This is a genomic window from Stenotrophomonas sp. STEN008, from assembly GCF_056760435.1.
In genome coordinates this window covers 19,302-30,856 of sequence record NZ_JBRRET010000043.1, presented here as the reverse complement: position 1 = coordinate 30,856, position 11,555 = coordinate 19,302, and the positions used below count along the sequence as shown (strand labels likewise).

Here is an 11,555-nt window from a genome sequence, read left to right as displayed (position 1 = left end):
ATCCGGTATGGCCGGGGGCGGGCGGGGGGGTGCGCGGACGCCGCGGGGCCGGGCCGGGGGCTACCGGACAATCGCGTGGGGGCCCGCGGGGCTGGGCCCGGCGCTACCGGACGATGACGATGGGGGCCGCCGGGCGCGCTCCGGCGCTACCGGATCGCCACAGGTAGCGCCGGGCCCGGCGGGCCCTTCAGTCCTGCAGCAGCCACCCGCGCATCGCCGCACTGACCTCATCCGGCTTCTCCATCGGCGCCAGGTGCCCGCAGTCGGGCACCACCACCAGCTGCGAGTGCGGTACCAGCGCGTGCATCTCCTCGCTCACCGCCAATGGCGTGATGCGGTCGTTGGCACCGCACACGATCAGCAGCGGATCGCGATATCCGGCCAGCACATCGTGGCCGTCACGACGTTCCAGCGCGCTCTGTCGCAGGAACACCTCCGCGCCAAGACGCGCCGTCATGTCGCGCACGCGCTGCACCAGTACATAGTCGTCCAGCCGCGAGGCATCGATGTAGCTGCGCATCAGGGCGTCACCGAATCCATGGAACTTCCCGGGCAGGCGCACGCTGGCGCGCTGGCTGCGACGCTGCTCGGCGCGCTCCGGCGAATCGGCGTGGATCGAGGTGTCGATCAGCGCCAGCCGCAGCACCCGCTCCGGTGCGACGCGCAGGATCTGCTGGGCAACGAAGCCTCCCAGCGAGAAACCGGCCAGCGCGAAGCGCGCAGGTGCCTGCGCCAGCACATCCTCGGCCACCGCCTGCAGGGTCGCGCCGCGGGTCTGGTCGCCCACGCTGCACTCGGCGATATCGGCCAGGTCGGCCAGCTGCGCGCGCCACAGCTCGGCATCATTGAGCAGGCCGGGGAGCAGCAGCAAGGGGATGCGGTCAGTCATGGCCCGTATTGTCGCAACCGCATGGGCGGCATGCCACGTTCGGCGCTGCGTTGTGACGCCACCGATGAGGTGACGCTCACGCCACCGGCGGCACCTCGGGAACGTCCACCTGCTGCACCGGCAGGGTCACCATCATCACCGTCGGGTCGTCCGGGTCCAGCCGGGTCTTGAAGCCCAGGCTCTGGCACATCGCCAGCATGGTGCTGTTCTCGCGCAGCACCTGTCCCTCGACCACGTGCAGCCCCAGCCACTTCGCATACTCGATCATGATCGCCATCAGTCGCCAGCCAATGCCATGGCCCTTCAGGTCGGAGCGGATCAGGATGCCGTACTCGCCGCGGTGATAATCCGCATCCGCGTGCAGGCGCACGGCGCCGAGCATCTCGCCGCTGCGCGGTTCGATGGCCACCAGCGCGATTGAGCGCGCATAGTCGAGCTGGGTCAGACGGGCGATGAACTCGTGGCTGAAGTGCTTCACCGACTGGAAGAAGCGCAGGCGCAGATCCTCGTCGCTGACCCGGGCAAAGAACGCGCGGAACAGCGCGTCGTCCTCGGGGCGCACCGGGCGCACGAAGGCGTGACCGCCATCGGACAGCTCGATGGTGCGCTCCCACTCCTTCGGATACGGGAACACCGAGAAGCGCGGATGGCCGCGACCCTTGTGCAGGATGCGCGAAGGCGCGATGGCGACGCGTGCATCGAGAGCGAGAATGCCCTTGCCATCGACCAGCAGCGGATTGATATCCAGCGTGCGCACTTCCGGAATGTCGGCGGCCAGCTGCGCCAGTTTCACCAGCGCCAGGGCCAGTGCGCGCTCATCGGCAGCGGGAACATCGCCATAGGCCTTGAGGATCCGCGACGCACGGGTACGCCCGATCAGCTCGTGGGCCAGGCGCAGATCCAGCGGCGGCAAGGCCAGTGCCTTGTCGTTGATCACCTCCACCGCCGTGCCGCCGCGACCGACCACGATCACCGGGCCGAAGGTCGCGTCATCGGCGATGCCCACGATCAGTTCACGCGCTTTCGGGCGGACGATGGTCGGCTGCACCAGCAGACCGTCGATGCGTGCATCCGGGCGCAGCTGGCGTGCACGCGACAGGATCGCCTTGGCCGCAGCCTGCACCGCCGGCAGCGTCGACAGGTTCAGGCGCACGCCGTCCACTTCGGACTTGTGCGGGATGTCCGGTGACAGGATCTTCAAGGCGACGGTCGCACCCCGCTCCAGCAGCGGCTGCGCCAGATCCATGGCCTCGTGCGCGTCGCGCGCATGCATCACCGGCGCGGAGGGAATGCCATAGGCCTTCAGCAGCTCGTGCGTGGCCAACGGGTCCAGCCACTGCTGGCCGTTGGCCAGCGCGGCCTCGACCAGCGTGCGCGCCGCGGCCGCATCCACGCTGAAGTCCTGCGGCAGGCTCGGCGGGGTTTCCATCAGTGCGTTCTGCGCTTCCCGATAGCGCACCAGATGCTGGAAGCCACGTACCGCTTCGGCTTCGGTGGGATAGGTCGGCACGCGCGCCGCATTGAGCGTGGCGGTGGCCTGGTCGTCGTTGCCCAGCCACACGGCGAACACCGGCTTGTCGCGATGGTGGCGCGGGCGCAGGCCGAGCGTGCGGGTCAGCGCCTGCGCGGCGTCGGCCGACGAGGTGAACGCCGTCGGTACGTTGACCACCATCACCGCATCGTTCTCGTTGTCGGCCAGCAGGGCCTCGATGGCCGCGGCATAGCGATCACCATCGGCATCCACCACGATGTCCACCGGATTGCTGCGCGACCAGCCCTGCGGCAGCACCGCATCGAGCTTTTCGACCGTGCTGTCGGACAGGTTCGCCAGGGTTCCGCGCAGCGCGGCCAGCTGGTCCACGGCCAGCCGGCCGACGCCCCCCCCATTGCTGAGGATGGCCAGCCGACGGCCCGGGAAGGTACCCAGCCGGCCCAGGGTCTCTGCGGCGGTGAACAGCTCGTCCAGCGCACCCACGCGCAGCAGGCCGGCGCGGTTGAACGCAGCGCCGTAGACATCGTCGGCTCGTGCAAGCGCCTGCACATGGGTATCGCGGCTGCCAGGCTGCACGCGCTCGCTGCGGCCGGACTTCACCACCACCACGGGCTTGGCGCGCGCGGCCGCACGCGCCGCCGACATGAATTTGCGCGCGTCCTTGATCTGTTCGACGTAGAGCAGGATGGCGCGCGTGCGGTAATCGGTGGCGAAATAGTCCAGCAGATCGCCGAAGTCGACGTCCAGCGTATCGCCCAGCGAGACCACGGCGGAGAAACCCACCGAACGCGCCACGCCCCATTCCACCAGCGCCGCGGCAATCGCCGAGGATTCGGATATCAACGCAAGATCGCCAGCCTGCGGGAAGTGTGCGGCGATGCTGGCGTTGAGCCGTGCGTGCGGCGCGATCACACCCAGGCAATGCGGGCCCAGGATGCGCAGACCGTGCCGGCGGGCCACGGCCTCCACCTGCGCCGACAGTGAACCCGGGCCATCCCCCAGATGCGCGGTGAGGATGATCGCCGCCTGCACACCCCGCTCGGCCGCGGTACGCACCACCTGCGGCACGATGGCGGCCGGCGCGGTGATCACCACGAGATCCGGCACCCAGTCCAGATCCTTCAGCCGCTTCACCGTGCGGATGCCATCGATTTCGGCGTGGCGCGGATTGATCCACGCCACCTTGCCGGGGAAGCCCGTACCGCGCAGGTTGCGCATCACCGCGCGGCCGGCCGAGCGCTCGCGCGGACTGCCGCCGATCACTGCGACCGACTGCGGACGGAACACTGACTGCAGGTGGTAGGTACTCATGCGCCTACGGTACACGCACCCGCGCAACAGGCGCATGATCCAGCGCAACAAAGCAGGCGGGGGATGCGGCGCCCCGCCGCATGCGGGGCGACAGGGCCCTACAGCAGCGTGCCGCGCAGGATCATCGCGGCGATGCTGAAATAGATCACCAGCCCGGTCACGTCGACCAGCGTGGCCACGAACGGGGCGGATGCGCTGGCCGGGTCGAATCCCAGCCGCTTGAGCACGAACGGCAGCATCGAACCCGACAATGACCCGAAGGTGACGATGCCCACCAGCGCCGCACCGATCGTGATCGCCAGCAGCACCCAGTGCTCGCCGTAGTCGTGCAGGCCACCCAGCTGCCAGATGACGATGCGGACGATCGCCAGGGCACCGAGAATGGCACCCAGCACCATGCCGGTCGGAATCTCGCGCAGGGCCACCTTCCACCAGTCGCGCAGGCGCAGCTCGCGCAGCGCCAGGCTGCGGATCAGCAGCGAGGTGGCCTGCGAGCCGGAGTTGCCGCCGGAACTCATGATCAACGGGATGAACAACGTCAGCACCACCGCGCGTGCCAGTTCGTCCTCGTAGTGCTGCATGGCGCTGGCCGTCAGCATCTCGCCCAGGAACAACACGCTCAGCCAGCCAGCACGCTTGCGCAGCATCTCCAGGAAGCCGATCTGCATGTACGGCTTGTCCAGCGCTTCCATGCCGCCGAACTTGTGCGCGTCTTCGGTGGATTCCTCGATCAGCGCATCAAGCACGTCGTCCACGGTGACGATGCCCAGCATCCGCTGGCTGGCATCGACCACCGGAATGGCCAGCAGGTCGTGGCGACGGATCAGCCGCGCCACCTCTTCCTGGTCCATCAACGCGTCCACGGTTACTGGCGGATTGACCTGGGCCACCTCGAGGATCGACTCCTCGGGCAGGCCGGTGATCAGGCGGCGCATGGTCACCACCTGCTGCAGACGCTGGCTGGCCGGGTCCAGGACGTAGATCGCGTACACGGTCTCGCGCGTGCGCTCGACCTGGCGGATGTGCTGCAGCGTCTGCGCCACGGTCCAGCTGGCGGGCACGGCGACGTACTCGGTGGTCATCAGCGCACCGGCCGTGTTCGGCGGGTAACCGAGCAGCGTCTGGATGGCCTGGCGGGCATCGGCGCCCAGCAACGGGATCAGCCGCGCGCGCTCGTCCTCATCCAGTTCGTGAACGATGTCGGTGGCGCGGTCGTCGGCCATCAGCCCGAGCAGCGCGGCTGCCCGCGCCGGTGGCAGCGCGGCCACGAGCTCGCCGCTGCGATGCAGTTCGGGGGCTTCCAGCATCTTCACTGCACGCGGCAGCGGCAGCGCCGCCAGCGTGTCGGCAGCGCGCTGCAGCTCCAGCGTGTTGAGGAACTCCACCGCGTCGGCGGTGTTGTAGTCCGCCAGCGGTGCCGCCAATGCAGCGGCATCGGCCACTGGACGCAGCAATTGCTTCTGGTTCATCGGTTTGCCTTGTGGGGTGCGACCTCGCGCAACGCCAACGCAGGCGAACCGTCCCGATGTCAGGCGGTGGCCATCGCTGGCGTCGAACGAGGTCGACTTCTACTGTCGCTGGACATGGGTTGGGAACTCCGGGATGCGTGTGCCGGCGGCAGGCCGCCAGCGGCGGGCAGTCTGGACCTGCCGGCCGCGCAGGTCAACCCGCAGCGGCCATTGCCGCGCGTGCACGATGCGGCGCGCATAATGTCGCAGCGGCGTCCGCCGCCCCTCTCCTCCCCGCACCCACGTACGGCAGGCCTCTGCGATGACCAGGTATTCCCATGCATAGCGGCGGTCTGGAACTGGCCCTGGTCCTGCTGCTGGCGGCCGTCATCGCGGTGCCGGTGTTCAAGCGCTTCGGCTTCGGCGCGGTACTGGGCTACCTGGCCGCGGGGGTGGTGCTGGGGCCGGATGGGCTGGGCTTCGTGCAGGACGCCGACCGCATCCTCGGTGCGGCCGAGATCGGCGTGGTGATGCTGCTGTTCGTGATCGGGCTGGAACTGTCGCCGGCCCGCCTGAAGGTGATGCGGCGCTCGGTGTTCGGCGCCGGTGCCGCGCAGGTGGCGCTGTCCGGCCTGGTACTGGGCGGCCTGCTGCTGCTCGATCACTTCCAGTGGAAGAGCGCGCTGGTGGTGGGCGTGGCGCTGGCGCTGTCCTCCACTGCCGTGGGCCTGCAGCTGCTGTCCGAGCACAAGGCGATCAACAGCGACCACGGCCGGCTCGGCTTTGCCATCCTGCTGTTCCAGGACCTGATCGCGATCCCGCTGCTGGCGGCCATCCCGCTGCTGGGCGGCGTCAAGAACCAGACGCTGCGTTGGGAGGATGCCGCAGTGGCGCTGGGCGCGCTGGCCGTGGTGATCCTGTGCGGGCGGCCGGTCCTGCGCCGGCTGTTCGGTGTCATCGCCCGTACCCGCAGCCCGGAGGTATTCACCGCCACCGCCCTGCTGGTCGTGCTGGGCACGGCGTGGTTCATGCAGGAGGCCGGCCTGAGCCCCAGCCTGGGTGCGTTCCTGGCCGGCGTGCTGCTGTCCGATTCCGAGTTCCGGCACGAGCTGGAAGCGCAGATCGAGCCGTTCAAGGGCCTGCTGCTGGGCCTGTTCTTCATCGCCGTCGGCATGGGCATCGATCTCGACCGCATCGCCGCCGAGCCGTGGCTGATCGCCGCCGGTGTGGCCATCCTGCTGGTGGTCAAGTTCAGTCTGCTGTATGCCATCGGCCGCATCGCCCGGCTGGGTTCGCGGCAATCGCTGCTGCTGGGCAGCGTGCTGTGGCTGGGCGGCGAGTTCGCCTTCGTGGTGTTCAACGAGGCGCAGCGCGCGCATCTGCTGGGCAACGCCAACCACGACCGGCTGGTGGCCATTGTCGGCCTGTCGATGGCGATCACGCCGCTGCTGATGATCGCCCTGATGCGGCTGCTCGGGCAGGAGAAGGTGGCCCCGCGCGCCGCGGCCGACGCCGACAAGGTCGCGCCGGACAACCGGCCGAAAGTCCTGATTGCCGGCATGGGCCGCGTCGGCCAGGTAATCGCGCGCCTGCTGACCGCACAGAAGGTGCCGTTCGTGGCACTGGAAGCGAACCCGGACACGGTGGCCGACCTGCGTCGCTTCGGCAACCAGCTCTACTATGGCGATCCGACGCGCCCGGAGATGCTGCGCGCCGCCGGTGGTGAACATATCGATGTGTTCGTGATCACCGTGGACGACCCGGAGACCAATCTGCGTGCGGTACGGATGGTGCGGCGCCTGTATCCGGAGGCGAAGGTGCTGGCACGTGCGCGCAACCGCCAGCATGCATGGCGACTGATGGACATGTCGGCCGAACCGTTCCGCGAAGTGTTCGCTACCAGCCTGGAAATGAGCGGTCGCGTGCTGACCGCGCTGGGGGTGGCACCCGATGTTGCCCAACGCCATGTGCAGCGCTTCCGCGAACACGACGAACAGCTGCTGCGCGACCAGTACCTGGTGTACGACGACGAGGCGGCCGTGATCCAGACCTCGCGCGATGCCCGCAACGACCTGATGCATCTGTTCGAGGCCGACGCGGAAAGCGACGGCGACGCGCAGCGCTGACGGCGAAAGGGCTGCCGAGCATCGTCGGCATTCCGCATGATCGGGGTCAGAGCCCTTTCCAACGGAAAGGGTTCTGACCCCCGATTCTCAGCCGTTGTCGCGCAGGAACCGGGCCATCGAGGACACCCCCGGTACGCGCGGCTCGAACTCGCCGGCAACGTCGATGAAGCCACGCATCACGGCGATCTCGCGCGGACTGCGGTTCAGGCTGTCCCGCACGTCTGGGTCGGCGCCGGCACGCAGCAGGCGCTGTACCAGCAGCGGCAGGCCGTGCAGCGCCGCCAGGTGCAGCGGGCCGAAACCACGCGGATCGCGCACGTCCAGGCTGACATCCTCTTCCAGCAGACGCTCCACCGCGGCCATCACCACCTGCTCGTCGCAGGCCGTACCCGGCTCGGCGCGCGCCCCCAGCAGCAGCAGCAGCGGTGTGACCGAACCGGCGGCGGCCTGGTCCGGTTCGGCACCGGCCAGCAGCAGCGTGTCCAGCAACGCCAGCAACCGCGGGCGGTCACGTGCGCTGAAGCCGTACAGGGCCGCGCAGTGCAGCGGGCCCAGTTGCTGCGCGTCTCCGGCGTGTACATCGGCACCTGCGGTCAGCAGGCGCGCGACGATGTCCGGCAGGCCCAGCGCGGAGGCCAGCATCAGCACGGTCACTCCCCCCGGCAGCCGGTGTTCGAGCTTGGCACCGGCATCGAGCAGGGCCGACACGATCTCGACCTGGCGCATGCTGACCGCGGCCGACAACGGCGTTGCGCCGCTGGCCGCTGCGTGCTGCGGATCGGCGCCCCGTGCCAGCAGCAGGTCGGTCACCGCCAGGTGGCCGCCGCCAGCGGCACGCAGCAGCGCCGTGCAGCCCTGCGCATCCACGGCATCAACGGCGAACCCCAGATCGATCAGGCGACGCACCGCATCGACATCGCCGGCCATCGCCGCAGAGGGCAGGTCGGCATCGCGCAGGGTACGGCGTGGCAGTGGCCACACCCGCCAGTCCAGCCAGTCGGCCAGATCACGACGACCACTCGACAGCGCCACACCCAGGGGGGTCTGGCCATCGGCGGCGCGTGCCTCCGGCGAGGCGCCGTGCTGTACCAGCAGCTTCAGCGCACCTTCCCGGGCCAGCGCGGTCGCCAGGTGCAGGGCGGTCATGCCATGGCTGTCGCGCGCCTCACGGTCGACACCAGTCTTGAGCAGGGCCTGCTGCAGGCGCAGCCAGCCCAGGCGCACCGCCAACGACAGCGGCGGATCGCCTGCCGGCGATGCGGCGAACGGATCAGCACCCCGCTCCAGCAGTTCCAGCGCCAGCTGTTCCAGTCCGCGGGCCGCCTGATCGTGCTGCGCGCAGGCGGCCAGGAAACGGGCCAGGCCGCCGCGGCCGGCCGGCGACAGGCCATGCTGCAGCATGACCTGCAGCGCCGGCACCGCATCGACGCCGCGCGACAGCAGCGCGAACATCGGCGTGTCGGCGCAGGCATCACGCACATAGGGGTCGGCACCATGGGCCAGCAGCCAATCCACGGCACGCGGCTCCAGCGCCAGCTCCGGATCCAGCAGCAGGCTGCCCAGCTCCTGCGGCTGGCACAGCCTGGCCAGGGCGGCCATGCCGTCGGTGTTGCCGAAGCCCAGTGCTTCGCGCAGCAGGGTCAGCGGCGGTCGATCAGGCAGCAGGCCACTGGCGCTGGCGGCCTCACCGCGCTCGGCCAGGCCATCGCTGACCGCCGCAGGCAGCGGATAGGACGGATCAAGCAGCGCGACGATGGCCCAGCGACCGGCTTCGGCCGCGTAGTCGACCGCACGCCGACCGACCGGATCGGCCGCATCGGCGGTGATGCCCAGTTCGACCAGGCGCTTGACCAGCAGGGGCGAAACCGTATCGGCCATGGCCGCCAGCTGCACCGCGTTGCGGCCCTCGCCATCGACAGCCACCAGGTCGGGCTTGTGCGGCAGGAGGTGTTCGATGACGGCGGCGCGACCGGCACGCGCGGCCTCCAGCCACGGCGTGCGACCGAGCGCGTCGCGTGCTTCCAGGTTTGCACCGGCAGCGAGCAGCACGCCGATGATTTCAACGTGGCCGGCCAGGGCCGCTTCGTGCAGTGCGCTGCGACGCTGGCGGTCGCGCGCATCCGCACGCGCCTTGTGCTTGAGCAGCAGCTGCACGCCGGCCGGATCATCGTCTTCGGTGGCGGCTGCGGCGAGCAGGACCGGCGTGCCGTCCGCCGGCTCGGTGCGGGCACCGCGTTCGAGCAGGAAGCGGGCCAGGCGCCAGTTGCCTACCTGGCAGGCCACGGCCAGCGGGGACCAGCCCTCGTGGTTGAGTGCATCCACTTCGGCCGCGGCATCGCGCAGCAGCGCGGCAACGCCGGGGTCGGAGCTTCGAGCCGCGTGGTGCAGCGGCGTGTTGCCCTCGCTGTCGGTAGCGCGAGAATCGGCGCCATTGGCCAGCAGGGTCATCACGGCTTCGGGGCGACCATGCCAGCTGTCGCGGGTGGCCGCCAGCAGCGGCGTCATGCCCCGGTGCGGCGCGTTCACATCGACCCCGCGGGCAATCAGTTCACGCAGCAGGCGCAGGTCCGGCAACACCGCCGCCAGTACCGCCAGGCTGCGCTGATCACGCCAGTTCGGGTCCGGCAACGCGTGCGGGTCCGCGCCGGCCTGCAGCAGCTGCAGCGCCCGGTCGATGCGACCGTGGCGCGCCGCTTCATGCAGCGCAGGCGTCAGTTCCTGCGGGGCCATCGCCTCCAGCGGCGTGGTCTCGCTGGCAGCGGGGAACAGCGGCGCGTGTGTCGCACCGGCATCGGCCAGCGGGCCCGGGTTCACGCGCAGCGACACCAGTGGCGCCGGTGCGACCCGCTGCAGCAGCAGATGCAGCAACGGCGACCCCAGCAGCACGGTCAACGTGGCGGGCCAGCGCGCGCTTTCCGGCAGCAGCCCTGGCCATGCCGGCAACACCACCAGTGCGGCCAGCGCGATCACCAGCGCGGCCACGACAAGGCCACGCCAGGCGGTGAGGTCACGGCCGGCCAACGCCTGCCAGTGCTGCGCCAGGCTGCCATCCAGCCGCTCGACATCATTCCACAGCGGCCACGTACGCCAGGCCGCCAGCAAACCGGCACTGACCAGCACGCTCAGCCCGAGCACCGCCGCCAGGCTGCCGCTGTCGCGCAGTGCCGCCAGCGGCCAGGCCAGCAGCAGGGCCAGCAGTACCGGCGCGGCGGTCCACAGCGCCAGCAGGGCCGGCAGGTCCTGCTGCGCGATCAACTTCGGCGGCAGTACCGCACGGCTGCGCCGCCACCACGAAATGCCCAGGGCATACGCCGGCTGCGCCAGCGCAGCAAGCACCGCCCCCGGCAGGCCGCCGACGGCGGCACCCAGCGCCAGCAGGGCACCCAGGACGAAGGCGATCGACAGGGCGCGCGGACGGGAAAGCTCAGTCATTGTGGCGCGGCATCATGCTGGTCACCGACGGCGGCACCTGCAGGTAGAACCCGCGTTCGCTCATTTCGCTGCGCACCTTGGCCGGATCGGCCTGGGCGAGGCGGCGCTGCGGCTCCAGGGCCACGTCCAGGACGAAGGTGAGCGTACCCAGCGACGCCACCAGCGGCGCAGGCAGCGCGCTGAAGTCATCGCGTCGGGGAACGTAGACGAAGGTGTCCGGCTTGAGTTGGCTTTTATAGACGTAGGCGTGCATGTCCACGGGACGATAACCCGGGAAGAGCCCTGATTGTGTCGGAAAGCCGACACCGGGGAAAGCCGTCGGCCGACGATGCCGGCAGGATCGACGGCGTTTCCCCGGCGGGGTTCAGCAATGTGGCGGCGGCGTTCAGCCTCGGCCGCCGCCACACGGATGCTTACTTGACCTTGGCGTAGGTGCCCTTCAGGGCGACGCCGGCCACGAACGTGCCCGCCCAGCACTCGTAGTTGCTCGCGCTCCTGAACTCGTTCTTCTTGTAGTAGCTGACGATGTCGACCACCGCATTGGCGCCACGCGAGCGGGCGCCGTCCTGCAGTGCGCGCAGCGCCGACAGCGCCACCCAGCGGCAGGCTTCGGCATCGCTCTTGTTGGCGGCGTTGGTCTTCCGGTTGGTGACGTCTTCACCCAGACGCTGCTGCACGCTGACCGGCTGCCCGGCCAGATAGAAGCGCACGCTGCCATCGATGCCGGCATCGCGGGCGGCCTGCGAGCTGACAAGTTCCTGCAGGGACTGCTCGACTCGGGTGTCACGGGCGGAAGCCGTGGCAGTCACAGCCAGCAGAAGGGTGGCACTGGCGATCATCAGGGTGCGGCGCATCGA

General features: G+C 69.7%; 7 protein-coding genes. 1 reads left to right on the top strand and 6 read right to left on the bottom strand.

Going from position 1 to position 11,555, the window contains the following annotated elements; genetic code table 11:
• Positions 1-187: 187 nt before the first annotated feature.
• The 3 genes from ACVOME_RS16335 to mgtE all read right to left on the bottom strand — a co-directional run bounded on the left by ACVOME_RS16335 (position 188) and on the right by mgtE (position 5,161).
• Entirely contained in the window at positions 188-889 is a 702-nt protein-coding gene (locus ACVOME_RS16335; RefSeq protein ID WP_053518111.1) for an alpha/beta fold hydrolase, read from the bottom strand.
• Between the two features lie 76 nt (positions 890-965).
• On the bottom strand, positions 966-3,692 hold the full coding sequence (locus ACVOME_RS16330; protein WP_111187192.1) for a bifunctional acetate--CoA ligase family protein/GNAT family N-acetyltransferase: 2,727 nt from the start codon (positions 3,690-3,692) through the stop codon (positions 966-968).
• 98 nt (positions 3,693-3,790) lie between these two features.
• Entirely contained in the window at positions 3,791-5,161 is a 1,371-nt protein-coding gene (gene mgtE / locus ACVOME_RS16325) for a magnesium transporter (RefSeq protein ID WP_053518107.1), read from the bottom strand.
• A 317-nt stretch (positions 5,162-5,478) separates the two neighbouring features.
• Here mgtE and ACVOME_RS16320 point away from each other — a divergent pair, with 317 nt between their 5' ends.
• Positions 5,479-7,266 (top strand): monovalent cation:proton antiporter-2 (CPA2) family protein, encoded by a 1,788-nt coding sequence (locus ACVOME_RS16320; protein WP_481505288.1) that lies wholly within the window; start codon positions 5,479-5,481, stop codon positions 7,264-7,266.
• Positions 7,267-7,353: 87 nt separating this feature from the next.
• On the opposite strand, the gene ACVOME_RS16315 is transcribed toward ACVOME_RS16320, so the two are convergent.
• The 3 genes from ACVOME_RS16315 to ACVOME_RS16305 form a co-directional block, all read right to left on the bottom strand.
• Positions 7,354-10,698, bottom strand: a complete 3,345-nt coding sequence (locus tag ACVOME_RS16315) for an ankyrin repeat domain-containing protein (RefSeq protein WP_128989955.1) — start codon at positions 10,696-10,698, stop codon at positions 7,354-7,356.
• Positions 10,691-10,951, bottom strand: coding sequence for a YcgL domain-containing protein (locus ACVOME_RS16310; RefSeq protein ID WP_053518100.1), 261 nt, complete (start codon positions 10,949-10,951; stop codon positions 10,691-10,693). Before ACVOME_RS16310 ends, ACVOME_RS16315 begins: the two co-directional genes overlap by 8 nt.
• A 160-nt stretch (positions 10,952-11,111) precedes the next feature.
• On the bottom strand, positions 11,112-11,552 hold the full coding sequence (locus tag ACVOME_RS16305; protein WP_053518098.1) for a hypothetical protein: 441 nt from the start codon (positions 11,550-11,552) through the stop codon (positions 11,112-11,114).
• Positions 11,553-11,555: the final 3 nt, after the last annotated feature.

Coding starts and splice junctions, on each gene's coding strand:
- ACVOME_RS16320 (WP_481505288.1), top strand. CDS start 5,479: ATGCATAGCGGCGGTCTGGAACTGGCCCTGGTCCTGCTGCTGGCGGCC.
- ACVOME_RS16330 (WP_111187192.1), bottom strand. CDS start 3,692: ATGAGTACCTACCACCTGCAGTCAGTGTTCCGTCCGCAGTCGGTCGCA.
- ACVOME_RS16305 (WP_053518098.1), bottom strand. CDS start 11,552: ATGCGCCGCACCCTGATGATCGCCAGTGCCACCCTTCTGCTGGCTGTG.
- mgtE (WP_053518107.1), bottom strand. CDS start 5,161: ATGAACCAGAAGCAATTGCTGCGTCCAGTGGCCGATGCCGCTGCATTG.
- ACVOME_RS16310 (WP_053518100.1), bottom strand. CDS start 10,951: ATGCACGCCTACGTCTATAAAAGCCAACTCAAGCCGGACACCTTCGTC.
- ACVOME_RS16335 (WP_053518111.1), bottom strand. CDS start 889: ATGACTGACCGCATCCCCTTGCTGCTGCTCCCCGGCCTGCTCAATGAT.
- ACVOME_RS16315 (WP_128989955.1), bottom strand. CDS start 10,698: ATGACTGAGCTTTCCCGTCCGCGCGCCCTGTCGATCGCCTTCGTCCTG.